General features: G+C 31.8%; 28 protein-coding genes. 7 read left to right on the top strand and 21 right to left on the bottom strand.

The window, feature by feature from the left end; translation table 11 throughout:
* Nucleotides 1–22: 22 nt before the first annotated feature.
* Nucleotides 23–841: a DUF1961 family protein gene (locus E0F76_RS11690; protein WP_220398919.1), complete on the bottom strand. Its 819-nt coding sequence runs from the start codon at nucleotides 839–841 to the stop codon at nucleotides 23–25.
* 76 nt (nucleotides 842–917) lie between these two features.
* Nucleotides 918–1553, bottom strand: a complete 636-nt coding sequence (locus tag E0F76_RS11685; protein ID WP_132006000.1) for a YdeI/OmpD-associated family protein — start codon at nucleotides 1551–1553, stop codon at nucleotides 918–920.
* Between the two features lie 246 nt (nucleotides 1554–1799).
* Here E0F76_RS11685 and E0F76_RS11680 point away from each other — a divergent pair, with 246 nt between their 5' ends.
* Nucleotides 1800–2129, top strand: a complete 330-nt coding sequence (locus E0F76_RS11680; RefSeq protein ID WP_132005997.1) for a TraR/DksA family transcriptional regulator — start codon at nucleotides 1800–1802, stop codon at nucleotides 2127–2129.
* Nucleotides 2130–2474: 345 nt separating this feature from the next.
* On the opposite strand, the gene E0F76_RS11675 is transcribed toward E0F76_RS11680, so the two are convergent.
* A complete protein-coding gene (locus E0F76_RS11675; protein ID WP_132005994.1) occupies nucleotides 2475–3158 on the bottom strand; it encodes a GDSL-type esterase/lipase family protein in 684 nt (227 codons plus the stop codon).
* A 663-nt stretch (nucleotides 3159–3821) separates the two neighbouring features.
* On the opposite strand from E0F76_RS11675, the gene E0F76_RS11670 reads away from it, so the two are divergent.
* Nucleotides 3822–4238, top strand: coding sequence for a hypothetical protein (locus E0F76_RS11670; RefSeq protein ID WP_132005991.1), 417 nt, complete (start codon nucleotides 3822–3824; stop codon nucleotides 4236–4238).
* Between the two features lie 245 nt (nucleotides 4239–4483).
* Entirely contained in the window at nucleotides 4484–4729 is a 246-nt protein-coding gene (locus E0F76_RS11665; RefSeq protein WP_132005988.1) for a TraR/DksA family transcriptional regulator, read from the top strand.
* A gap of 435 nt (nucleotides 4730–5164) precedes the next feature.
* Here E0F76_RS11665 and E0F76_RS11660 read toward each other — a convergent pair whose 3' ends face one another.
* The 3 genes from E0F76_RS11660 to E0F76_RS11645 all read right to left on the bottom strand — a co-directional run bounded on the left by E0F76_RS11660 (nucleotide 5165) and on the right by E0F76_RS11645 (nucleotide 7554).
* A complete protein-coding gene (locus E0F76_RS11660; protein WP_407920988.1) occupies nucleotides 5165–5422 on the bottom strand; it encodes a hypothetical protein in 258 nt (85 codons plus the stop codon).
* Between the two features lie 82 nt (nucleotides 5423–5504).
* A complete protein-coding gene (locus E0F76_RS11655) occupies nucleotides 5505–5855 on the bottom strand; it encodes a DoxX family protein (RefSeq protein ID WP_246022047.1) in 351 nt (116 codons plus the stop codon).
* 1186 nt (nucleotides 5856–7041) lie between these two features.
* The gene (locus E0F76_RS11645) at nucleotides 7042–7554 is read right to left on the bottom strand and encodes a hypothetical protein (protein ID WP_132005979.1); all 513 of its coding nucleotides are present in this window, start codon (nucleotides 7552–7554) and stop codon (nucleotides 7042–7044) included.
* Nucleotides 7555–7669: 115 nt separating this feature from the next.
* On the opposite strand from E0F76_RS11645, the gene E0F76_RS19335 reads away from it, so the two are divergent.
* Nucleotides 7670–7807 (top strand): hypothetical protein, encoded by a 138-nt coding sequence (locus E0F76_RS19335; protein WP_165932690.1) that lies wholly within the window; start codon nucleotides 7670–7672, stop codon nucleotides 7805–7807.
* Between the two features lie 309 nt (nucleotides 7808–8116).
* On the opposite strand, the gene E0F76_RS11640 is transcribed toward E0F76_RS19335, so the two are convergent.
* The 6 genes from E0F76_RS11640 to E0F76_RS11615 form a co-directional block, all read right to left on the bottom strand.
* Nucleotides 8117–9196 (bottom strand): YncE family protein, encoded by a 1080-nt coding sequence (locus E0F76_RS11640; RefSeq protein ID WP_132005976.1) that lies wholly within the window; start codon nucleotides 9194–9196, stop codon nucleotides 8117–8119.
* Complete coding sequence (locus tag E0F76_RS11635; RefSeq protein WP_132005973.1) at nucleotides 9186–9578, bottom strand: DUF305 domain-containing protein; 393 nt, start codon at nucleotides 9576–9578, stop codon at nucleotides 9186–9188. Before E0F76_RS11635 ends, E0F76_RS11640 begins: the two co-directional genes overlap by 11 nt.
* A gap of 299 nt (nucleotides 9579–9877) precedes the next feature.
* Nucleotides 9878–10435, bottom strand: a complete 558-nt coding sequence (locus E0F76_RS11630; RefSeq protein ID WP_132005970.1) for a hypothetical protein — start codon at nucleotides 10433–10435, stop codon at nucleotides 9878–9880.
* Between the two features lie 483 nt (nucleotides 10436–10918).
* Nucleotides 10919–11110, bottom strand: coding sequence for a hypothetical protein (locus tag E0F76_RS11625; protein ID WP_132005967.1), 192 nt, complete (start codon nucleotides 11108–11110; stop codon nucleotides 10919–10921).
* Nucleotides 11111–11371: 261 nt separating this feature from the next.
* On the bottom strand, nucleotides 11372–11572 hold the full coding sequence (locus tag E0F76_RS11620; RefSeq protein WP_132005964.1) for a hypothetical protein: 201 nt from the start codon (nucleotides 11570–11572) through the stop codon (nucleotides 11372–11374).
* Between the two features lie 22 nt (nucleotides 11573–11594).
* Nucleotides 11595–12179 carry a hypothetical protein gene (locus E0F76_RS11615; RefSeq protein WP_132005961.1) on the bottom strand — a complete coding sequence of 195 codons (585 nt, stop codon included), beginning with the start codon at nucleotides 12177–12179 and terminating at the stop codon, nucleotides 11595–11597.
* 510 nt (nucleotides 12180–12689) lie between these two features.
* On the opposite strand from E0F76_RS11615, the gene prfA reads away from it, so the two are divergent.
* Complete coding sequence (gene prfA, locus E0F76_RS11610; RefSeq protein ID WP_132005958.1) at nucleotides 12690–13766, top strand: peptide chain release factor 1; 1077 nt, start codon at nucleotides 12690–12692, stop codon at nucleotides 13764–13766.
* Nucleotides 13767–13838: 72 nt separating this feature from the next.
* Here prfA and E0F76_RS11605 read toward each other — a convergent pair whose 3' ends face one another.
* The 8 genes from E0F76_RS11605 to E0F76_RS11570 form a co-directional block, all read right to left on the bottom strand.
* Nucleotides 13839–14489 carry a DUF6565 domain-containing protein gene (locus E0F76_RS11605; protein ID WP_132005955.1) on the bottom strand — a complete coding sequence of 217 codons (651 nt, stop codon included), beginning with the start codon at nucleotides 14487–14489 and terminating at the stop codon, nucleotides 13839–13841.
* Nucleotides 14490–14546: 57 nt separating this feature from the next.
* On the bottom strand, nucleotides 14547–14813 hold the full coding sequence (locus tag E0F76_RS11600) for a YtxH domain-containing protein (protein WP_132005952.1): 267 nt from the start codon (nucleotides 14811–14813) through the stop codon (nucleotides 14547–14549).
* 37 nt (nucleotides 14814–14850) lie between these two features.
* Entirely contained in the window at nucleotides 14851–14994 is a 144-nt protein-coding gene (locus E0F76_RS11595; RefSeq protein WP_132005949.1) for a lmo0937 family membrane protein, read from the bottom strand.
* A 248-nt stretch (nucleotides 14995–15242) separates the two neighbouring features.
* A complete protein-coding gene (locus tag E0F76_RS11590) occupies nucleotides 15243–15782 on the bottom strand; it encodes a hypothetical protein (RefSeq protein WP_132005946.1) in 540 nt (179 codons plus the stop codon).
* A 166-nt stretch (nucleotides 15783–15948) separates the two neighbouring features.
* Nucleotides 15949–17733: a CHASE3 domain-containing protein gene (locus E0F76_RS11585; protein WP_132005943.1), complete on the bottom strand. Its 1785-nt coding sequence runs from the start codon at nucleotides 17731–17733 to the stop codon at nucleotides 15949–15951.
* Nucleotides 17734–17736: 3 nt separating this feature from the next.
* Nucleotides 17737–18183, bottom strand: a complete 447-nt coding sequence (locus tag E0F76_RS11580; protein WP_132005940.1) for a response regulator — start codon at nucleotides 18181–18183, stop codon at nucleotides 17737–17739.
* A 12-nt stretch (nucleotides 18184–18195) separates the two neighbouring features.
* Nucleotides 18196–18756 (bottom strand): helix-turn-helix domain-containing protein, encoded by a 561-nt coding sequence (locus tag E0F76_RS11575; protein ID WP_132005937.1) that lies wholly within the window; start codon nucleotides 18754–18756, stop codon nucleotides 18196–18198.
* Between the two features lie 456 nt (nucleotides 18757–19212).
* On the bottom strand, nucleotides 19213–19398 hold the full coding sequence (locus E0F76_RS11570; protein WP_132005934.1) for a CsbD family protein: 186 nt from the start codon (nucleotides 19396–19398) through the stop codon (nucleotides 19213–19215).
* A gap of 528 nt (nucleotides 19399–19926) precedes the next feature.
* On the opposite strand from E0F76_RS11570, the gene pyrF reads away from it, so the two are divergent.
* A complete protein-coding gene (gene pyrF / locus E0F76_RS11565; RefSeq protein WP_132005931.1) occupies nucleotides 19927–20739 on the top strand; it encodes an orotidine-5'-phosphate decarboxylase in 813 nt (270 codons plus the stop codon).
* A 74-nt stretch (nucleotides 20740–20813) separates the two neighbouring features.
* Nucleotides 20814–21545, top strand: a complete 732-nt coding sequence (locus E0F76_RS11560; RefSeq protein ID WP_132005928.1) for an alpha/beta fold hydrolase — start codon at nucleotides 20814–20816, stop codon at nucleotides 21543–21545.
* A gap of 522 nt (nucleotides 21546–22067) precedes the next feature.
* On the opposite strand, the gene E0F76_RS11555 is transcribed toward E0F76_RS11560, so the two are convergent.
* A partial coding sequence (locus E0F76_RS11555; protein ID WP_165932689.1) for an integrase core domain-containing protein occupies nucleotides 22068–22440 on the bottom strand: 373 nt, incomplete at its 5' end.

Raw genomic sequence — 22440 nt, 5'->3', positions numbered from 1 at the left:
GAAGTTCTTTTTTACAGCGTTCTTATTCTTTTACAGAAATTTTAAAATCTTTATACCGTGCCGATCGAGTAAACATATGCCTCAAACCAATTCGACCTTCAAGAATAGGAAGTTGCTTGCTGAGGTCCCATGAAAAAAGCTTGGAATCTTTTTTTCCTTCCACCTTAAAATAGAGTTTTTCGGCTGTTTTTATAACTGTAATTGTATAGGTTTCTCCTGGTTTAAAAAGTCCAGTTTTAAAACTGGCCTCAGGAATCGCTGTGGTCGTATTAAAGTTTTGGCCAGGAAGTACGGGATATTGCCGTACTCTTATATAATCGTTAGTGATGTCGGTATTGTCTTTATCATAGGCGGAATAACTAATATGAAGGGCTTTCATATTCGTAAAATACGTAAGCATGGCTGGAATTGTTCTTGCATCATTCCAAGTTGAAATGTCTTGGGAATAAGGCGGTATTCCCGTGGCTTGAATGTATAAGATAGTTACCCATTCTGTACAAGTATCCGTTCGAGTATATTGATATTCTATTTTTACATCTCCTTTGAACGATTTCTTTGTCCATAATACGGCATGACTGGCATCACTGCCTTCTTTAGGACCTGCGCTAAAAGTCATTCCTTCCCGAGTATTTTTAATCACTGCACGGAGTCCGTCTAAGAACCAATGGGACTTCCAATCTTTTGTACAGTCATCTTCGAATTGTAAATGCCAATTCGAGGAGGTTTTTAGGCTGTCAAAATCTTTTTGATTGGTATTTTGCCCTTGTAGGCAAGTGGTTAAAAAGAAAAATAGTAACAGCAGTCTATTATTATTATTATTATTGATAAACCGAGTATCCAAAATTTAAATGTTTTTAATTGGGAGCAAGTAAATATAGTCGATTTTTTTTCAAAAAAAATACTAGGATTAAGTAAAATCAAATGTATTTATGGGAACCATCACAAGTAGGCATTTTTTTCGATAATCCACAAACACAATCGTGAATTCCTTTGCCATCCAAAATGCGCGGAATGTGATTTTCTATTCTAGATTCCCGAGTTTTGGTTTGTTTTGGAGCCGAAAAATACAAATTATATCCTCGTTGTCGTCCCGGTGTTAAGGCTTCGAAAGCGGTTTTTAATGCGGGATTATTGTCTAATGCAATTTGCAGTTCTTCGACAAATTCAAGTTCCGTATTGCTTTTGAAGAGTACTTTTAAACCTACTTTTTCTATTGCAATGGCTTCGTAAATATAGTTTTTTATGATGGGTTGCAGTTCCTGAATTTGAGCCAAATTGGTGAACTTAAAAAAGCGTACCGCCTGGCTGTTTTCGCCTGGTTTGCTTAGAAAACCATTAGCGTCTTGAAGCAAAGTTCCTTTGAAAAAACTAAGTGTACAACACGCTGCAAAACTGCCAATAAGCACAACATTGTTTCCTTGAAAACAATAACATGGCGTGCGCCACTTGAATTCTTCTGTAAGGCCACAATCCAAAAGCAGCGTTCTCAATTGGATTATTTCGTCTTGCCATTTTTTAGCATTATTGATATAGTCATCAACTTTGGTATTCATTTTTATTGGTATTTTTAAATAAAGAGTAATTTTCGGTTTGATAAAAGTATAAAAAACTACTTTGCAAAAGCTATGTTGGTATCGTAAATTGGAATTGTAAATTATATTATTGAATCAGCAAGAGCGTCAATTTGCAAAACTGGATTCTATTTCGTATATTTTGACTAGAATCTACAATGTATTTGTTTGAAAAAAAATGTATATAGTATAGCTTCACATACAACACCTTAGATAAAATATAAAAAAATGAAAAAGACCACAGACGAAATAAGACTAAAAGTAGTCGCAGAAATCGAGAAAACAGAAAAAACAATTACAAAACTCGAAGAATTGTCTAAACCGGTTACTTCAACCGATGCGATAGGTCATGTGAGTAGGATGAACTCGATCAATAATGATACGGTTTTGGCCATACCCTTGAATAATGCCAAAATAAAATTAGCTAGTCTCAATAAAGTTATGGCTCAAATTGGTACTGATGATTTTGGGAAATGCTTAAAATGTCATAAACCAATTGCATTAGGCAGGATTCTTTTTCGACCACAAAGTTTGCTTTGCATTAAATGTGCTAAATAAATAATTGCTTTTATTTGATAGCATGTTGTAAGAAGCTATCTGGTTGCAACTCGATTGCAATCGCTGTGACAATCGTTTTGCTTTAATCGTTGAGGTTTTGTTAGGCTAGAACCCTTCGACTTCGATTAAGACAGGCTAAAGTCGAGTTTCTTTTTTAAACACTTTTAGTAAATAACTCGCATTGCAATCACTAAGATGCTGCTGTAGATTTATAGTGGCACTGCCAAAATCGACGGCCCGATAAAAAACAATCTCTTTCTGCTTTTGTTGGCTGCTCTCGTTAGTGACCACAGTATGCAATTCGCTAACAATGTGCCGATATAATTCCTTTTTGCTCGCAGTTATTTATATTTCTACATGTGGTTTCAAGAGCTTAGCAAGTAGCAAATAACCTTTACCATTAAGGTGCGACCCATCAAAACTATATTCTTTTTTTATTTCATTATCTTCAATAAAATGATGAAAGAGGTCGATGTAAGTTACGTCATGTTTTTTTGCAAGTATTTTGTATCCTGCATTTAGTTTTTTAAGTCTATCTATGGTTTTTTCTTTGGAGTGAAGAATTGGCTCATTAGAAGGGAGTGCACTTTCAATATACAACTCAACGTCAGGCAAACTGGCCTTTGAAATCTTTATAAATTGCTCCACGTTAGCAATAATAGTATCAATTGACCTTCCTGAGCAAATATCATTCTGTCCAATCATTAGAAATATCTTTTTAGGCCGTTGTCTAATGATATTATCTAATCGTTTAATAATATTGCTGCTAACATCTCCCCAAATCCCTCTGTTTCTAACATCTTTATTTTGTAAAAATTCATTCAATTCGAAAGCCTCTGTATCACTGTCTCCTACAAAATATATTTTTCCGAAATCGTCTGGAGCAGAATTAAAAATGCTTTCTCTAAACGAGGATTTTAAAACCCCAATTTCAAACCAATTATTATAAAACTTAAAAGCAAAGGTGGCTATTAATAGTACGTTTATAATTAGGGATAATCCTAATATTAATTTTATTTCAAGTTCCATACTGTTTTTTTTTTGACGCCATTATTACCATCGTTTCTATACTTAGCTGATAATAGATCGATAGTGCCATTTATTCAAATATAGCTAAAAAAATATTAAAAAAAATCTTTCCAATTCTTTTAACTTTTTCGCTTGTCGCGACAAGTAATTCATCATTATAATAACTCCAGTGAAAACCAGTCGTTTTTTTTTTTTTGAAATAATAGTATAGGTTTTCCTAGCCCGTACCAATTGCAATGGTAGTGTTCCTGAGTCGAATGCTCGTTCTAAAATGGGGAATTATTTTGCTGTCTCTCGTTTAATGGCAAAATATAATTCTACGCTAGCGATGAACATGTATGAGCGAGATAAATTGTTTTTTTTAGTAGCAGACCAATTGCTTTTTTCAATAACCAATCTTCCTGCTGTCCGCTGTATCTCTACATCCCGATGCATCGGGACTACGAGGATGCCGCTACCATCAGGGCTGTTGATGATGTTTTATTTTCATAATAACGAAAGAAAAAAGCATAAAATAGTGGTAATAGATTTTTCTAGTAATGGCTAATACGAGCGTCTCAATCGTGCCAATTACAATGATTGTGTTCACGAGCGGGGTTCTGTACTTAGCTGTAACAAGGTATCGGATTTAGTCCTACATTTGTGTATTAAAAAACATCAAAAATGACAACAGCTACACAAAATTCCGAAAACTTATTTTCAGATAATTCTGATGCAAGTTTATCTGCAATGGAACACAAATCAAAGGAAATGAAAATAAGAGGTGTTGGCATAATTGCCTTTTTGGAAGGCGGAAAAGGAAATTGGGTTTCGAAAATGAAAGTTATGGGTGCTTTAAAAAATGAGGAAGTCAACTTTTTGGCAGTTGCCTATTCTAAAGCCGGTGAAATGGTGGATACACTCAAAAACAGTGGCACTTCCGATAGAACGCCTTTATTGGGCGAGTTTAAATTTATTGGAGGAGTGATTGAAAAAGTAAATAATGGTTACGTTCTAGCCGTTTTTTCGGGCGCTACTGGGGAAGAAGATACCGTTGTTGCTGCACTGGGATTAGAATTTATTCTTAGTAAATTAAAATAATTCTTTTTCTATTTGAAATTAATGGAATTAAAAACACCTCGTCACTTCGATTTTAAATAGTAATGCGATAGCTTTAATATTTAGTCCTGAATCTATCGGCCCTGAGATTAGGATATAAAAAATACTCCTCGCTGAGGATAGGGGAAAAACTGAAAAAGACCACCCAAAAAACCACAGACGAAATAAGAGAAAAGATTGTTGCAGAAATAGCGAAAACAGAAATAGCGATTGCCAAACTCGAAGAGTTGTCAAAACCAGTGACTTCTAAGGATGCGATAGGTCACGTGAGTAGAATGAACTCGATTAATAATGATAATGTTTTGGCCATTCCCTTGAATAATGCCAAAATAAAACTAGCCAGCCTCAATAAAGTAATGGCTCAAATTGGCACCAATGATTTTGGGAAATGCCTAAAATGCCATAAACCTATTGCATTGGGAAGAATTCTTTTTAGACCACAAAGTTTGCTTTGCGTGAAATGTGCTAGGTAATAGTTTTTCTAATAACAGATTGCATGTCGACTACGCTCGATGTGACAGACTTTATATGTAAGCCTAGTGGTTTTGTCAAGTCGAGCGCAGTCGAGACTCGCTTGTGGAGATTTAATTTGCTGCTGTGTGAAGTCACCCGACTTCGTACTTATTGCTATATGCCTTTAAAACTTTAGTAATTTTCTTGTGTTTGTAGATTGTTGAAATAAAGACGAAGTCTGGAGACTTCGTCTTTACTTTGTATTTGATGAAATATGACTAAATTTATACTTCACAGAGTGGGGTTTTTGCCACAGATGTTCATACGTAGAACAAATGTTTGATAACCACAAAACTGTCAAACGAAGCACTGAACCCCCAATTTCTTTTAGGTGCTGTTATGGGCTGGTTTTTTCTTCATTTCTATCCATAAAATCAGTTATAGTTGATTGAAAATTATTTTATTGACTCAAAGAAAATAAATAGATTCAAAATCATAAAAAATAATGCTGGTAAAGATATCCAGGTACTATCTTTTAATTTTATTCTTACTACCAAACCACACAACATAAGTAGCCCAAGTCCTAAAGATGATATCGTTAACATTAGATTGAATTCGATCCCTATCAATAACCCAGTAGCCCCCAATAATTCTAAAATTATTGTCAATAGTCCTAATTTTTCCATATTAAATCGTTTGAATTCGTTTTTCATATGGGGTGATATGAAATAGGAAACTACATAAGCATAGAATGAAAAACTGGATATTATAATACAAATTATGATTAAAGTCATTTCAAAATGATTTACTTGAACCTATTGCTATGATTGCAGAAAGAATCAATAGAATTAGCGAGGGGAGGTGTTTAATAAATGGATTTTTAATCTTAAAATGGAAATATTGGGCAGCTATCATAAACATACCCATAAGTATCGAAGGAATTTGGACTAAGGATGAATGCCAAATACCAGCTATAAGCAATGTTGCTAATGCAATTTTAGATGCTCCTACAAAGTTGCGGATTAAATCACTTAATCCAAATTGCTTAAATTCTTTAACTACATTGTCAAATCTAAAAACCCAAACATAGACAACAGATAGTCCTACAGTAATTTGCGTTAAACTTAAAAAAATATTTTCCATCATTTTTTATCTTTTTTATTATAATAATAGCTTTTCAATAACAAACAATACGTTATCGTAAGCCCTATATTCGACTCTATTATAAATTGTTTCCTTATTAGTACTTTCCCATTGTATCAATTAGGAGTAGATTTAGTTTACATCAGAAATATAATTCTTATTTCTTTTTAAAATTCCAGCCGTCAGAAATAGCATAACTAAAAGCGACACCGAATAGTAAAGTTATTATACCGGCAAAATAGGGGATAAATTCAATCATTTTTCTTATTGTTTATTAGTTTCAAATAAATACCAAAAGCTAAAATGCTTGGAACCCAAAGCCCTATGAAAATAGCTTGATCCGAATTTCCATTAAAAAATAATACTTCGGAATATACCAACGAAAGCATAGCCGAAATAAAGAGTAATTTGTCTGTGAGTGTAAACTTCTTGTACATGTTTTTAAATTATATTTCCTACTCATATGGCTTTTCAGAATACGCCCCGTTTTTCACAGTGGGTTCTGGTCTCCACTTTTAAAATTTAATATTTCTATTTTTTGTCACTTAAGGCGGTGAGCCCTTAAGCTTTCGTAATCCGTCTTTTTTTTTAAACTTGCCCCTAACGTCAGTTTGTCTAAAAACCTCCGTTTATTTTAAAATTGATTAAAAATCAAGTAAATATAAGCTATTTAAGCTACAAAAAAATGTTTTTTTTTAAGTGTATAATATTAATTTCGAATATAATTTTACGGTGTAAATCTCTAAAAATGAATTTACTATCAGAAATAAACAAATCCATTATTTTTAGATATTGTTGTAATAGATTTGGGTCAATTAGGTTGAAAATTCAGCGCAGATTGTAGGTCGTAAAAATTAGTCCTACATCGGCTGAACCATGTTTTTATAGTTTTCTTGGTCATAATATAATAAAAACTACGCTGCTCTGGGAAGTCTCCCGATTTCGTACCCATTACTATTTGCCGCTACAACTATAATATTTTCCAATGTTTGTTGATAATTGGAATAGCTACCAAGTCGGAAGACTTCGTAGAGAAATGTCTAATATATTTTTTGTTGCGACTTACTAAAACTTCTCATTGCTGGGCTTAACATTCCTGATTATATTTTGTTGTTACAACATATCTTGACTTCGCATAGCTCTAGGCTAGGAATTATGACTCAGCGTCAGAAGAATAAAAGAAAAAGACCTATTTTTTATTTTCTTCTTGAATAATTAATTTTAAGGAATTGATATAGTCTGTGTCAAATTCAATGACTCTTATTTTTTTAGGTTTAAAAATTGTTTCTCCCTCAAATTTTCCTTCCGGACCTAAAAAATCCATGACCAATTCATTGTCATTGATTTCGATTAATTTACCAAGATAAACTGCTTTATCAGACTTTTTTACAATCTGAAAAATTTCATATTTATGGGCTAAAAAATGGATAATGGATTCCAAATTAGTAAGTGGTATTATTTCTTCGGCACTGGTTTTTAAACCTTTTAATTTAATGACTTTTTCAGTGAATTCGTGGTCTTTATCTTGAATAATTGATTTTACATTCATGTTTTTCAAAATCGTAAAACCATCTATGATGAAATCGACGGGATTGTTTTTAAGCAAAATCCAATCTTCGGTCCAATCAATTAGAAAACCGGTAAAAACGTCTTTTTTATCTTCAAATTCAATTGTAATCAATTGACGCAAATATTTTTCCATAATGATAGCTAGCTTTCGTGAGCAAAGATTGTTTTTTATCGGCTGTATTTTAAATTTCTCAATTTAAGAATAGTTGTGGAAGTAACAAAGTTTTTATTCTATCAAAGTAAAGCAAATGTCGGGAGAATTCGGCAGTGTAATCACGATTATAATTGCTGATATGACTTATTCTTATTCCGCAGAGCTGTTTATTTTCTCTTATGATTTACTCCAATCTGGTGCTCGATTGAATCGAGTATCTACTTATTTTTGAAAATGATTCAAAGCGTTTGCAGCGCGGCTCAATATTAAATCACCATAAAGTTTCGACATTTAAATTACAAAATAGAGTAATAACTTTTTCTGTATAACTACTATTTACAAAATCACTTTCATAAAATACAATTAACGCTTCTAAAGTTGTTATCCGCGTTGCAAACGCTACAATTTTTCTTCTAATTTAAATAGGTACTCGCCGCAGACAAGCACCAGAGTTTCCGACAAACGAGCGCCAGTGGGGGTTTCATTGTTGGTGCTACGCATCCAACGAAACTCTAGCTGTTGTGGGTAGTTTTTCATGTTTTTAGTTTTTCGGCCCTTTAAATTCTGGATTTTGATTTTTAATATTATTTTTCAGAACTTCTAAATTCCCTTTAAAAGGAGTTACAATAAGTGCTTGAGGTCTCATTCCTATCGGTAGTGTATTTACAATTTCCATGTTTTTTACATCTATAATTTGGAATGAATCCGCCAGTTCATTTACAATATATTGTTTTGTCCCATCGGTGCTTTCCCAAATCCCATGTGGCAAATCATTTGTCTTAATTTCATTTACCATTTTTGCTTTGTTATCGGAACCTATTTCATAAACTTTCACTTTATTTTCTCCACCTACGGTAACGAAATATTTATTTGGAGAAAATCCAATATGATTGGTGATTTTACCTGTTTCAAAAGATTCTATCAAGGTATTATTAATTGCGTCAATTCTAGAAACCATCCCTACGTCTTTGTGCGTTACCCATACTTCCTTTCCATCAGGCGTTGTATTCACAAACGGCGAGAATTTTGATGGTACTTTTATGGTTTTAATTATTTTTTTTGTTTTTACGTCAATCACCCAAAAATTATCATCAAAACTGGAACATACAAAGGCTTTTTTTCCATCATTGGAAAAGGATATCATCCCAGGTCCTTCGCTTAAAATAATACGTTGTTTTTCTTTTAAAGATTTTGCATCTAAAACACTCACATAGTTATCTCCACGCACAGTTACCCATATTTCATGACCGTCTTTAGTGAATCTCGGTTCGTGTGGGTTTCTGCCAACATTAGTGCGGCCAATTATTTTTGCAGTGTTTGCATCTATTATAGTTACCGAATTTGAGACTGTTGATACCACAGCAACTTTTTGATGGACTGGATCATGGTTAATTCCATGCACATTTATGTCTCCATTATACAAGGGACTAAACACACGAGAATCGGTATTAGGATAACCTAAAACTAATGTTCCTAAAATCTCTTGTTTATCACCGTCAATTACCGTTACAGTATTTGAGTTTTGATCAGTTGTGTAGATCACATCTGTAGTTTGTGCTTTTATGCTTATAACTACAATTAGTAAAAGCCCAAAAGTTAAAGTTAAAGTTTTAGTTTTCATGTTGTTTAGATTTAAGTTCAATATCACTAATTAATTGCTTCATAATATTGATTTCATTTTGTTGCTCTGTAATAATACCAAGTGCTAAATTTTGTATTCTTTTATCTTTCGTGCCTTGAAGTATTGCTTTAGCCATATCGATTGCACCCTGATGATGTGGAATCATTTCTTTTAAGAAATCTAGGTCATCATTCATGGTTGTTGCAACACTAGACATTTTCGTATGCATTTCTATCATTATTTTAGAATATTCCTTAGCATATTTACTTTGTGAGAGAGTGTCAGAACTGGAATGTTTTTTCATTTCAAGTTCATTGTGTTGCGCATAAAGACTAGATACTGCAAGCTGAAAGAAAAGTAATAGTATTATTTTAGTTTTCATATTCTGTTTATTTAAATTAACCACAACGTTTTGCCACTTTGAGATGGCTGGAAGTTCGTAACCGCTCAATTTTCGGCTTAACTAAAATATGATTGCGGAACGGCAATTCCACTAAACTCCAGCTAGCTCAAAACAGCGGTTATGCCTTCGGTTTTTTCACGCCATTTTTTTCGGTTTCAATTTTCGGTTTCGCTTCCGCACCGTTTAAGTCGGAAACAATTTTAAATTAATTATTATGTCAATAGATAACTTATACATACTTATTTTTACAATATTCGCCATTGTTTATTTAGCAATGCTTATTTATCAATTTTCTTGGTCAACCCCTTGGGATTATGCAAAGAATCAAGATTTTTTTGGTTTAAAATGGAAGTTTGCAATTTGGTTAATTCCAATTCCATTTGCTCAATTCGCTGTTCTTTTAGTTTTGTATTCTCTTGATTTTTTCGGTTACTGATGAAGTTAGAGACACTAAACCCAAAACCTACAAAAGCAAATAAAAACAAAGGCCAAAAAGTATAATATTTAAAATTTGAAATTTTGAAATCAATAATATCTTTTCTATTTTTCTGTATTTCTTCAGCTTCAATTTTTTCAAAACCTCCGTTTTTTAAAAATGGATTAATATGTCCAATTTCCGTGACGTACGTTTCATTACCGAAATTTACTTTAATTAAGTCCAATTTTGAATCTACAATGGATTTCAACAAAAAGTTTACATCATCTAAAGTTGCGTTTAAGAACAATTCTTTTTGGAATTCTTTAGTTTGTTTCAGATTATTCTCTTTACGAACTATAGATTCCAAAATTATATCTTTTGCTTTTCCGTTAGAAATACTTTTAATATCTAATTTCATTGTTAGGTTATTTGGTTCTTTAAACTGAGGCATAACGTGTCGCTGCTTCAAGATGCTTGCGGACCTAATAGCAGAGTGTTTTTGGTTATGCAGATTTATGATTATAGCACGTAATTCCACTAAATCCGCAAGTATATTGAAACAGCTGTTATATGCTGCTTGTTTTTGGTCGAAATTACGATTTAAACCACAAAATTTTTCAAGTTTTTGTTGGCAAATTCCAACTTTCGCCCTTCTGATTTTCGGTTCGTAATTTTCAACGTTTCATTTCTAATTTTTCTGTTATAAATCTAAAAATAAATTTATAATTTCAAACTTTGTGCTTTTTAAACCTCAAACTTTCCAACTTCTGTTGGCAGATTTCAACATTCGTCTTTCTGTTAGCAGATTAAAACTTTATTATTTCACCTTCATTCACAATTTCGTAATTATTTTCGACTTTGGTCGTCGTAACAGATTATTAAATTTAATACTCTTTAATTGTTAAAAATGTAAAACATCTCCAAACTTCGCCTCTTTAATTTTAGTAATAATTTCATTACCGTGTTCATACGAATTACATTGCACAATTATTTTGTTCGGAGCATTTTTAATATCGTTTTTAACAGCTAAATTACCAGCCATCATAGCTTGTACTTTTAAAGTTCCAATAATTTTCGGTCTTATAATCTTCATATTATTTTTTAGTCATTTTTTCTGTTAACAATCACTTTATGTTATTGCTTATCTCTGTTTGGCTCTAAGCTTGCCATTAAATAACTGTTAATATTCTAATTATTTTCAACTGTGTCTTTTCGGCGCAAGTAGCATATAACGTTATGCCACTTTGAGATGGCTGGAAGTTCGTAACTGCTCAATTTTCGGATTAACGAAAACTTGATGCGAAACGGTAATTCCACTAAATTCCAGCTAGCTCAAAATGGCGGTTATGCACAGTTATTTTATATCTTTTTCATTACAAAAGTGTTCCTCCGTTATTCCATTCTTATCAACTGAAACAAGATAATCAAAATTTCCACTTGCGCGATCTGTTTTAATTGTTCCTGTTTGAGGATCTTTTTTAGCAATTATCTTAGCTTCTACGTTTTTTCCGCCAATTGAATTATAAATAACCTTTTGACCAATTGAATATGGCATATTTTTAAGTTTTGAATTAATATTATTGTTTTATAGTTTCAACTTGAGTGTTTAATATTTGTTTCATTAAAATCAATGAAAATTTTACACCTTCTTTTTCGGAGATTATGTCTTTTAAGAATATTTTGGAATTTTCATCATATATCTCAGGAAACGATATTGTCAAATACGTCATTTCTTTTTTTTTGGGTTCCCAAAATCGGTATTTAACTTCATTCTTTCCTTCATATTTCAGTAAAAATTTATCAATAGTTAGACCTTCTTTATGCCAATTTATTATAGATTTTCCAATCCAAACATCATCCCACTTTTCAAAAAACGGAAAATGTGAAAGAACATTTCTAACAAACTTGAAAAGTTCACTTCCAATTTCAGATTCCATTGGGGGTCTTTTTGTTTTAAGCTCTTTAATTACCCATTTAAGCGGTTCATAGTTCAATAATTCTGAATATATAGAAAATGTTTGGCTAACTTTTGAGAATCTTTCCCAATCGCTTTTTTCCCAAAAGGAATCATCGAAAACTTCATCAAACAAATCATAAAATCGGTTATAAGCTAAAGTTAAAAATTCCGTTTCTTGATTATTTGGGCGAAGGTTGTCTTCCATATTAACGTCTTTTATTTCGTGATGTTGAGGGATAATTGTGCATAACTAGCATATAGGTCTGACAAAATCATACAAATCCACCCAATTGTGGGTAGATATGTATGATAACCGTCATACTTTATATTATATCAAATATAATACTTCCTACCAAAAATACTGATAAAATCATTCTAGTTCTTAAATGTTTTTTCAAATCTAACTCCTTTTGCTTCAGTAATTTTACGGGAAACCGTAAACGAAGTCATTTACCACAAATCTTAGCCCAGATGGAAGGGAAAATCCTTTTTTGATAAAACGCGAAGCAAGTTTTATCAAAAAAGATTAGAATGACAGCTGGAAATAGCTCCTAAAAAAAATTCTGAAATCTAAAAACTGCAATCTGCATTCTTTTTCGTAATTTTGCACTCCGAACCGAAAAACGATTTTTGATGAAGATAAAAAAACGTTCTAAGAGGTTACTTCTGCCCATGGGAAAAAAATATTAACTAGAAGAATAAAAGGAATAGGTATATGTTAGATAGACTTCAAATAGTAAAACAGCGTTTCGACGAGATTTCGGACTTGATTATTCAGCCCGATGTAATCAGCGATCAGAAGCGTTATGTGCAATTGAATCAAGAATACAAAGGCTTGAAAGCATTGGCCGAAAAGCGTGATGAATACATTCTGATAATGGCGAATATTGAAGAGGCCAACGAAATAATTGCCGGTGGAAGTGATGCAGATATGACCGAAATGGCCAAAATGCAACTCGATGAAGCGAAGGAAAGATTGCCGGTCCTGGAGGAAGAAATCAAGTTTTTGTTGATTCCGAAAGACGAGGAAGATGCTAAGAATGTGATGGTCGAGATTCGCGCCGGAACGGGTGGGGATGAAGCCAGTATTTTTGCAGGGGATTTGTTTCGTATGTACACTAAATATTGTGAAAACCGTGGATGGAGAACTTCGGTTGTCGATATGAACGAAGGTACTTCAGGTGGTTTTAAAGAGGTGATTTTTGAAGTTACGGGCGAAGATGTTTATGGAACTTTGAAGTTTGAAGCGGGTGTGCATCGGGTACAACGCGTGCCACAAACGGAAACGCAAGGTCGTGTTCACACATCAGCAGCAACGGTTATGGTGCTTCCGGAAGCGGAGGAGTTTGATGTGCAAATTGATATGAACGAGGTTCGTGTCGATTTCTTTTGTTCTTCGGGACCTGGTGGACAATCTGTAAATACAACTAAATCGGCGGTTCGTTTGACGCATTTACCTACGGGATTAGTGGCGCAATGTCAGGATCAAAAATCGCAACATAAGAATAAAGATAAAGCATTGGGCGTATTGCGTTCTCGTTTGTACGAACAAGAATTGGCCAAAAAACAAGCCGAAGATGCTACAAAACGTACATCACAAGTGAGTTCTGGTGACCGTTCTGCAAAAATTAGAACTTATAATTACTCCCAAGGTCGGGTAACGGATCATAGAGTTGGATTGACTTTGTACGATCTAGGAAATATTATGAATGGAGATATCCAGAAAATTGTTGACGAATTGGCGTTGGTTAATAATATGGAGAAACTGAAAGAAGCCAGCGAAGTTTTCTAATTTCAGAATAGTGTATACAAAAAAATGAGGTCTTTTCGGACCTCATTTTTTTTGCAACATAATATGCGATACTTATTTTTTGGCTTCAGCATTTTCTTCCGACTTGGCGCCCATTCTATTTAGGGTGTACATCGGACTGAATTTAAGTTTTAGTCCAGCAATTTTCAAATTATCGGAAGAGCTTAAACCTTCTTTTTCAACGGTGTTTTTTCTAGTGTCTAAGGCTTCATAAACTAGCTTTATTTCGTCCCAATCTTCACGAGAATACGAATCTTTGTTTTTTTGTACGGTGTTTACAAAGTTTTGATAAACACTAAGAATATTGTTTTTGTTTACCCAATTAAACTGCATGTCATCATTAACATAGCTTGGCCCCAATAAGGAAAGATACATGGCTGTTTTTTGGTTTTTTTCTTTTTCGGACATAACTTTACGTTTATAATCCTCATATTTCATCGAAGTCTTATCGAAGTCTGTCTGAAGTGTAACTTTGTCTTTGGCAGCAGACAATGAATTTTCGGCATTCATTTTCAATTCACGGTATTTAGTCTCTATCGCTTCCCAGTTTTCTGCTGCTTTTTCTTCAGCGACGTTGCTTACAGAATCAGTATATTTGTCAAAGGCATCAAGTGATTCATTCGCTTTCATTTGGTTTTCATCCTTACACGCAGTAAAAGCAATTGCAGTTACAATTAATGCGAATGATATTTTTAAACTTTTCATTTTTTTTTCATTTTTATAAATTAATTGATTTCTTTTAAATCGATATTTTCTGCCCAACTATTTGTTGATTTGTTTCAAATTTTCTATCTCTTTTTTTTCTTTTTCGACCAATTCTTCTCCTTTTTTAATCAGTGAATTGTATTTGTCAGAAACAGTATGTACTACTTTATCAAATTTATCTTTTATATCATCAGTAGCTTCTGTGCTCTTATCGATAATTTTTTTTCTCGTTTTGGATCCTTTGTCTGGAGCAAATAATATTCCTATTACAGCACCAACTGCTAATCCACCTACTACTCCCAAAATTGTTTTATTCGTTTTCATCTTTTTTGTTTTTTTAATTGTTTTTATTTTAATTTTTTTATCCTCTGATTAATTTTAGTAAAATGGCTATTACAGCGATTACTAATAAAATATGGATTAATGATCCAACATTGTATACAAAGAACCCAATGGCCCAAAGTAGTACTAAAATAACTGCGATGGTGTACAATAAATTTTGCATGATTTCTATGTTTTAAATAGTTTTATTTGTTTTAAATAAGTTAAAATGCTCGCCGTCATGAAGTTATGTGTGGAAATGTGAAAATTGTTTCCACCTTTATTTCAAATTGCGTTTCAATTATTTTTTAATAAATTTTACTATATTGATTGCTACATTACAAAGATGCGATAGCTTAACTGCCTTTGTGTTATAATATATTTTGGATGTGTTACAGAATTTCCATATTGCTAGTCCATTTTACTTTTTAATCAAAAACTTTTCTTGCAAAAGGAAGTTTTAGGAGTAAATTGAATTAAAGTATAACGGGCTTCTAGTATTTTATGATTGCTATTCAATTTTGCTAATGATCGTATAGCAAATTGTTTAAAATCTGGATTTCGAGTGCTTATTTTTATGCTATCGAAGATATTGATTTGCTTGTTGAGCTCGGTTTCTAATAAGTTAAAATAAAGCTTTTTAATGTTTTTAAAACTAGAGGAGTCTAGTTTTAAACTTTTATTATAAATCGAATTTGGTATGATAATCAAATTTTTTTCGCTGAGCTGTTTTAATTCAGTTTCAATTTCTTTCTGCTCTTTTTTGATTTTTAAAATCAATTGCAGTGTATTTAAATCGGTTGTTTTGGTATAAATATAAGTAGATAATTCAATCGCTTTTTGGTTGGATTTATTTAGCTGATTAATCAAATTAAAATTTATTGCAGATCCGGTAGTTCTGTAGTTTTTTTCGAAAGTAATGTTCAGGTATTCCTTAGTTAGATTTGTGCATAATAAAACAGTGCTAATCATAATTATAAAGAATAGCGAGTAGAAAAAGATCCGTTTTTGAAGTAGATTTATCATGGCAATATGTTACCCCAAAGTTGACTACAAAAGCGAATATTATAATTATATGATTTGATTTTAGATTTATATAATTACCATGTAATAAAACAATAAATTACAAAGCACTTCTCTACACAGGAATAAATACGGTAAAAGTACTTCCTTCATCAAGTTTGCTATCGGCGAAAATAAATCCTTTGTGGTTTTCTGCAATTTTTTTGCAAATGGCTAATCCTACACCAGTTCCATTATATTCACTTTTACCATGTAGTCGGTTAAATAATAGAAATATTTTATCGGCATGTTCTTGATTAAATCCTATTCCGTTGTCAGTGAAAGTTATTTTATGATATTTTTTCTGCCCATATTCGACTAAATGAGGCTCGTTTTTGGCGGTAATTTCGGTGTAATTTATGTCAATTACTGGTGTACTAGTCAGTTTGGAATATTTCAAAGAATTACTAAGCATGTTGGAGAAAAGTTGCTGCATTTGAAAAGGTATTGCTTCAATTGTTGGCAATATTTCATGGTTTATTATTGCTTTTTTGTTCTCAATGTTTTGAGATAGTTCTGTTAAACTATCGTTTAGTATTTCGTTTAAATCCGTTATTTCAAGATTTTTTTCTGGCCTACTCGTTCTTGAATACTGTAACAAATCATTAATTAAAGTACGCATTCGGTTCGCTGCATTTTCAATACGCGATAAATATTCAATACCAAAATTGGATAGATTTTCTTTCTCTTTCTCATTAATTCTGGAGATAAAAGTCTGAATTTTTCGTAAAGGTTCTTGTAAGTCATGACTGGCGACATGATTAAACTCGTTCAACTCCTTGATACGTTGTTCGAGTTCTTGGTTTCTTTCTTCTAATAATTCGGTTTTGCGGCGTTCGTTGGTGATATCACTTGTTACACCTAAAATAGTTCTATTCCCTAGTTGGTCTACAAATAGTTTTCCAACCGAGCGTACCAGTCGAACCGCTCCATCTGGTTTAATTATTCTAAAGTAAGAATTTGGGAGGTTTTCATCTGCTACTATTTTGTCAAAAATACGGGTTACAAATGGAATGTCTTCAGGATGTATGAATTTTAGAAAGTTCTTCTGAGAAGCTTGAAATGATTGAGGAGCTACTCCCAAAATTCGATATAAATTATCGGAACAGACAATTGTATTGGTGTTCAAATTCAAATCCCATGTGCCAAATTCAGAAAGTATTTCTGCCTGATAACTTAAGAAATGGGATTTATTTAATTTAAAATTATAAGCCTGGAGTTTTTCGACATCTTTTGTGGTTTGATAATAAGCAAAAACTAAAAGTAGTAAGGTGAGAAATAAAATACTTAAAGTTAAAATTGGAGTCAGGTAGATTTGACTATTATAATTGAAATTACGTTGCTTTAAAAATGATTCTTCAATAGTTACCATCTCATTCAGTTTTATTCTGATGGCAGCTAATAAAAGACCACTTTCATTAAAGTTTTTTTTAAAAGTGATATTCTGAGTAACATCAAAATTATTATTGAAGTTAGAATAGCTGGACATGTACAGGTTTCGGGTATTGATGATTTTGTACAAAAAATCCAGATTTTTCTGTTGTTTGGGACTATCCTTAGTTAGCTCTTGTAGTAATTCAAATGATTTGTTAACTTGTTTTATATCGTCTCGATACGGTTTGAGATAGACAGTGTCTCTAGAAATTAAATAACCTCGTATGCTATTTTCGGAATCTTTAATATAGGAGTACAAATGTTCTAATTCTAAATTTACTTCATAAGTATGCATTAGTAATTTTGAAGAGGCAGAGATGCTATTAATGTGTTTTATTGTAATTACACCAACAACCAATAGTATTAGCAAACTTATTGCAAAAATTATTTTATGATAAAAAGTAGATTTAAGCTTTAAGTTTTTCATTATTTATAGACGAAGTAAAAAATTATCCTTATTTAAACCGTTAGTATGGTATTGCCAATTGATAATGACAACATCAGCCAATATTTTTTTTAGCTCATTAAAGTCACTTGGTTTTTTTATATAAATATTGGCACCTAAGACAAAAGTATTTTCTATATCCTGCTCTGATGATGAGGTAGAATAAATAGCTATTGCAATGTCTTTAAATTTATCATTTTTTTTGATTTCTTTGAGACATTCAATACCGTTTAAAATTGGCATATTCAAATCTAGAAAAATGATATTAGGTAAAACGGTTTCCGAATGGTTTAAAAAATCCATTAATTCTAAGCCGTTTTTAAATGTGTTTACAACCGTATTGACTTTTAATTCATCAAAGGCATCTGTAAAAAATAACCGATCGTCTTCATCGTCGTCTGCTAATGTGATTAAAATATAATCGTGTTGCATATTTTTTTGATTTTAATTTTTAGAAGTGTTTTCTTTTCGTTTTTTGATAATTCTTTGAAATGCTGATGGTGTAATACCAGTTGTATTTTTAAACTGAGAACTCAAATGAGCTACACTTGAATAATTTAATTGAAAAGCTATTTCGGTTAAAGATAATTGATTGCTTAAGATTAATTGCTTGGCACGTTCAATTTTTTGAAGTATGATAAAATTTTCTATAGAAGTATAGGTCACTTCTGAAAATAGATTAGACAAATGACCGTAACTTAATTCAAGTTTTTCAGCCAAATAAACTGAAGTTTTTACATTTATAGCTATATCCTCATTGAACACCAAATCGACAACAGCGTCTTTAATTTTTTGAATTAAGATGGCTTTTTGGTTTTCTACAATTTCTATTCCGTAGGATTGTAATGAATTTCTAAAAAAACGAAGTTTTTCTTGAGATACTTTTTCTAAAAATTCAACTTCTCCAAAACCCAAATTCCTATGTTTTATTTGGCTTTCGGCCAATTTTTCTTCTAGGATTTTATTACAAACTGTATTGAAATCAAATTTTATATATACCTTCATATGTCGTAATTTTTGCCTCTAAATTAATAAAAAAACTTATAAGACTTTATTTATTAACACATGTTTGCTGTAAATATTGTTTTTTTGATAAATTTTAGATTTGATTTTATAACTTTTTTTATACTTTAATTCCTTTCAAATTTTCAATTGGTTCATTGACTTGTTGTTAAACTTTTTTCTTATGATGCTCTTAATAAAAGACAAATGGAGCGCATCTTATCAAAATGTTCAAAAAGAGATTTTTAATGTAATGGTGATGGAGTAATGCTAAATTGAGGTCTTAAATATCTTAAATCAAACATTTGAAAAATACTATAATACCTGTACAATATGGTGTTTGATTCGCCTTGTGTTTATAGTGTTATTTTTCTAAAAAAAAACTGCCTTAACAAAAATAATCTTCTCTAAAGGATTATTAATGAAAAGGCAGTTCCAATTTGTACTTAAATGAATGAATTACAATTCAGCAATCCATTTTGTAATTTCGTCTTTGCTTTTGCCTATTTTCTTTTGAATTTTTCCATAAAGCTCATCTTCTTTACCTTTTTCGTACATCAAATCGTCATCCGTAAGAACGGCATACTTTTGTTTTAATTTTCCCTTAATTTCGTTCCAATTTCCTTTGATTTCTGTAGAGTTCATAATTTCTAGTTTTAAATATTATTATTATTATTATTATTATTATTATTTGTAATTGTTACTATTAGATTGCATAATTGCGCAACATGCTTAATTTGGTTTTATAATTTTACTGAGGTCGTGTCATGCTAACAACAGCCATATTCATCCAATTCTTCAATTCTTGTGACAAAAAAAACAATTAATTCTTTGTATGCTTTTTGTGGTTTGTTTATTGTTATTTAGTACCTCTTTATGGTCAATTTTATTTGAATTTTCTTTCTAATTACATTGCTATTGAATTGACTAATCTTTTCTAATACATCGAATATCGTTTGTGTCAATTTGATGAAACGGTTTTTAGACAATTTTGAAATTACCTAAGACCTTTTAATGCAACATTGCAATGAAGGTTTTAAATATATTTACAACCTTTATTACAAAGTTATTATAGGTATAAGTTATTTGTATTACACAATTTTTTATGATTGTTGTATAATTCCAAGTTATTTGGATTCTAGTTTGTAAATTTGCCACAGAAAAAAAAAGTACATGACAACACCAGAACTTTACAATCAAATTCAATTGAAAAAATCATTCCTATGCATAGGACTGGATGTTGATTTGAATAAAATTCCAAAGCATTTATTAACATTAGAAGATCCTATTTTCGAATTCAATAAAGCGATAATAGATGCAACACACGATTTGACGGTTTCTTATAAACCCAATACAGCTTTCTATGAAGCTTATGGGATAAAAGGGTGGATGTCATTGCAAAAAACCATTAATTACATCAACTCAACTCATCCAGACATCTTCACGATTGCTGATGCAAAACGGGGCGATATTGGCAATACTTCTTCCATGTATGCCAAAGCTTTTTTCGAAGATTTGAATTTTGATAGTGTTACCGTTGCTCCTTATATGGGGAAAGATTCTGTGGAGCCTTTTCTAGCATTCGAAAACAAACATACTATTATGTTGGCTTTGACTTCGAACGAAGGTGCTTTTGATTTTCAGACCTTAAACGTGGATGGAAAGGAATTATACAAACAAGTTTTGGAAACTTCAAAATCTTGGAAAAATTCTGAAAACCTGATGTATGTTGTTGGTGCTACTAAAGCAGAATATTTTACCGAAATCCGCAAAATTGTACCCGATAGTTTCTTGTTAGTTCCTGGAGTTGGTGCTCAAGGAGGTAGTCTTTCTGAAGTGTGTAAATACGGAATGAATGCCAATGTGGGATTGCTTATTAATTCTTCAAGAGCGATCATCTATGCCTCAAACGGCATTGATTTTGCCGAAAAAGCTAGGAAAGAAGCCTTGAAAATGCAACAGGAAATGGAAGGGATTTTAAAATAAAATTAGCCGCGAATTTCACGAAATTCTACAGATTAATTCGAGATAATTCGTGTTTCATTAAAAAAAAATAACGTTTGATAAACTACAGCATTTATAAAAACGAAAACAGCACGCAGTGGGTGACTTTTGTTCACGGAGCAGGCGGAAGTTCGACTATTTGGTTCAAGCAAATTCGGGATTTTCAGAAAGAATATAATGTTTTATTATTAGATTTAAGAGGTCACGGAAATTCTAAAACTATTTTGAAAAAGGCTTTTCAGAAAAAATATACTTTCGAGTCGATTGCAAATGATCTTTTGGAAGTAATTGACCATTTAAAAATTGAAAAATCCCATTTTGTTGGAATTTCATTAGGTACAATTCTCATTCGACAATTGGCTGAAATTCATCCAGAACGGGTACAAAGCATGATATTGGGCGGTGCAATCTTAAAAATGAATTACCGATCGCAAATCTTGATGCAATTAGGGAATGTTTTTAAATACATTTTGCCTTATTTGGTATTGTATCGGTTTTTTGCTTTTGTGATAATGCCTAAAAGGAATCATAAACAATCCCGTTTGCTTTTTATAAATGAGGCTAAAAAATTATACCAAAAAGAATTTATAAAATGGTTCCAACTTACCGCTGAGATTAATCCGTTATTGAAATTGTTTCGCCAAGTGGAGTTAGAAATCCCTACACTTTATGTGATGGGAGAAGAAGATTATATGTTTTTGCCATCAGTACGAAAAGTGGTTGAAAGGCATTATAAATCGTCAAAATTATTTGTTATTGCACAATGTGGTCATGTGGTAAATGTGTAGCAACCTATTGTTTTTAATAATGCAGTGCTGGCATTTATTGGTGTTTCAAAATAAAATAAAAAAAGTCCCGCAATTTGCGGGACAACTTTCTTACTAACTAACCAAAACCATGTAATAAATAACCAGTTTATTACACTGCAAAGATCGTATACTTTTCCCCTTTTAGCTGTTAAGGATATGTTATTAGTTTGTTGTACATAAGTTAAGATTTTACTTGAAATTATGAGTGTTTTTGATTTGTAAAAAATAATTTTCATCAAAGGGTTCTCTTTTTTGTTGTCATTGATTTATCTATTTTGCTTTTATTTTTTACATTAAATGATACGAAATAGAATCTGTGGTAGTCTTTTTATTCTGTGAATAGAATTGTGGTTCTATATCTTCAAGATTGCTTTTGATGACATCCTGAAAATTGCGAGTGTCTTTTTTCTGATTTTGAAAGTTTGTTAATAGTGGAAGTCAATTTTTAATTTATGTCTTGTCCTAAATAACCGATACAGATTATTAGACAAAAATATTTAATTAAACACTTGCAAAAACGTTTTTGCAAGTGTTTTTTGTTTTATAGGTCCTCATTTTAATTTGACTTTGTAAACGCATTTGGTTTGGAGTCAGCATATGATTAGAATAATGAGGTCTTAATTCATTGTATATATTGACTGATTCTTTGACAATTTTTCTGATGATGTTTAAATCTAAATTGTATTTATCAATCATGAATTCCTGTTTTAATATTCCGTTTATTCTTTCAGCTACAGCATTCTCATAGGGATCAGAATTTTGTGTCATACTTGGCAATATTCCGTTTTTATTTAGAGTATTTTGGTAATCATTCGCACAATATTGCAATCCTCTGTCTGAATGATGAATCAATGGTATTTCGTTGTTCCTCCTC

Source organism: Flavobacterium cellulosilyticum (assembly GCF_004349355.1).
GTDB classification, from domain to species: domain Bacteria; phylum Bacteroidota; class Bacteroidia; order Flavobacteriales; family Flavobacteriaceae; genus Flavobacterium; species Flavobacterium cellulosilyticum.
This window is presented reverse-complemented; position numbering and strand designations above follow the sequence as displayed.

What these genes read in the sequence shown, in the direction of transcription:
- E0F76_RS11595 (WP_132005949.1), bottom strand. Translation starts at nt 14,994, where the DNA reads ATGCAAAATTTATTGTACACCATCGCAGTTATTTTAGTACTACTTTGG.
- E0F76_RS11585 (WP_132005943.1), bottom strand. Translation starts at nt 17,733, where the DNA reads ATGAAAAACTTAAAGCTTAAATCTACTTTTTATCATAAAATAATTTTT.
- E0F76_RS11620 (WP_132005964.1), bottom strand. Translation starts at nt 11,572, where the DNA reads ATGCCATATTCAATTGGTCAAAAGGTTATTTATAATTCAATTGGCGGA.
- E0F76_RS11640 (WP_132005976.1), bottom strand. Translation starts at nt 9,196, where the DNA reads ATGAAAACTAAAACTTTAACTTTAACTTTTGGGCTTTTACTAATTGTA.
- E0F76_RS11590 (WP_132005946.1), bottom strand. Translation starts at nt 15,782, where the DNA reads ATGATTAGCACTGTTTTATTATGCACAAATCTAACTAAGGAATACCTG.
- E0F76_RS11615 (WP_132005961.1), bottom strand. Translation starts at nt 12,179, where the DNA reads ATGGAAGACAACCTTCGCCCAAATAATCAAGAAACGGAATTTTTAACT.
- prfA (WP_132005958.1), top strand. Translation starts at nt 12,690, where the DNA reads ATGTTAGATAGACTTCAAATAGTAAAACAGCGTTTCGACGAGATTTCG.
- E0F76_RS11685 (WP_132006000.1), bottom strand. Translation starts at nt 1,553, where the DNA reads ATGAATACCAAAGTTGATGACTATATCAATAATGCTAAAAAATGGCAA.
- E0F76_RS11580 (WP_132005940.1), bottom strand. Translation starts at nt 18,183, where the DNA reads ATGCAACACGATTATATTTTAATCACATTAGCAGACGACGATGAAGAC.
- E0F76_RS11625 (WP_132005967.1), bottom strand. Translation starts at nt 11,110, where the DNA reads ATGAAGATTATAAGACCGAAAATTATTGGAACTTTAAAAGTACAAGCT.
- E0F76_RS11680 (WP_132005997.1), top strand. Translation starts at nt 1,800, where the DNA reads ATGAAAAAGACCACAGACGAAATAAGACTAAAAGTAGTCGCAGAAATC.
- E0F76_RS19335 (WP_165932690.1), top strand. Translation starts at nt 7,670, where the DNA reads ATGTCGGGAGAATTCGGCAGTGTAATCACGATTATAATTGCTGATATG.
- E0F76_RS11645 (WP_132005979.1), bottom strand. Translation starts at nt 7,554, where the DNA reads ATGGAAAAATATTTGCGTCAATTGATTACAATTGAATTTGAAGATAAA.
- E0F76_RS11675 (WP_132005994.1), bottom strand. Translation starts at nt 3,158, where the DNA reads ATGGAACTTGAAATAAAATTAATATTAGGATTATCCCTAATTATAAAC.
- pyrF (WP_132005931.1), top strand. Translation starts at nt 19,927, where the DNA reads ATGACAACACCAGAACTTTACAATCAAATTCAATTGAAAAAATCATTC.
- E0F76_RS11570 (WP_132005934.1), bottom strand. Translation starts at nt 19,398, where the DNA reads ATGAACTCTACAGAAATCAAAGGAAATTGGAACGAAATTAAGGGAAAA.
- E0F76_RS11635 (WP_132005973.1), bottom strand. Translation starts at nt 9,578, where the DNA reads ATGAAAACTAAAATAATACTATTACTTTTCTTTCAGCTTGCAGTATCT.
- E0F76_RS11630 (WP_132005970.1), bottom strand. Translation starts at nt 10,435, where the DNA reads ATGAAATTAGATATTAAAAGTATTTCTAACGGAAAAGCAAAAGATATA.
- E0F76_RS11655 (WP_246022047.1), bottom strand. Translation starts at nt 5,855, where the DNA reads ATGATGGAAAATATTTTTTTAAGTTTAACGCAAATTACTGTAGGACTA.
- E0F76_RS11600 (WP_132005952.1), bottom strand. Translation starts at nt 14,813, where the DNA reads ATGAAAACGAATAAAACAATTTTGGGAGTAGTAGGTGGATTAGCAGTT.
- E0F76_RS11670 (WP_132005991.1), top strand. Translation starts at nt 3,822, where the DNA reads ATGACAACAGCTACACAAAATTCCGAAAACTTATTTTCAGATAATTCT.
- E0F76_RS11605 (WP_132005955.1), bottom strand. Translation starts at nt 14,489, where the DNA reads ATGAAAAGTTTAAAAATATCATTCGCATTAATTGTAACTGCAATTGCT.
- E0F76_RS11575 (WP_132005937.1), bottom strand. Translation starts at nt 18,756, where the DNA reads ATGAAGGTATATATAAAATTTGATTTCAATACAGTTTGTAATAAAATC.
- E0F76_RS11660 (WP_407920988.1), bottom strand. Translation starts at nt 5,422, where the DNA reads ATGAAAAACGAATTCAAACGATTTAATATGGAAAAATTAGGACTATTG.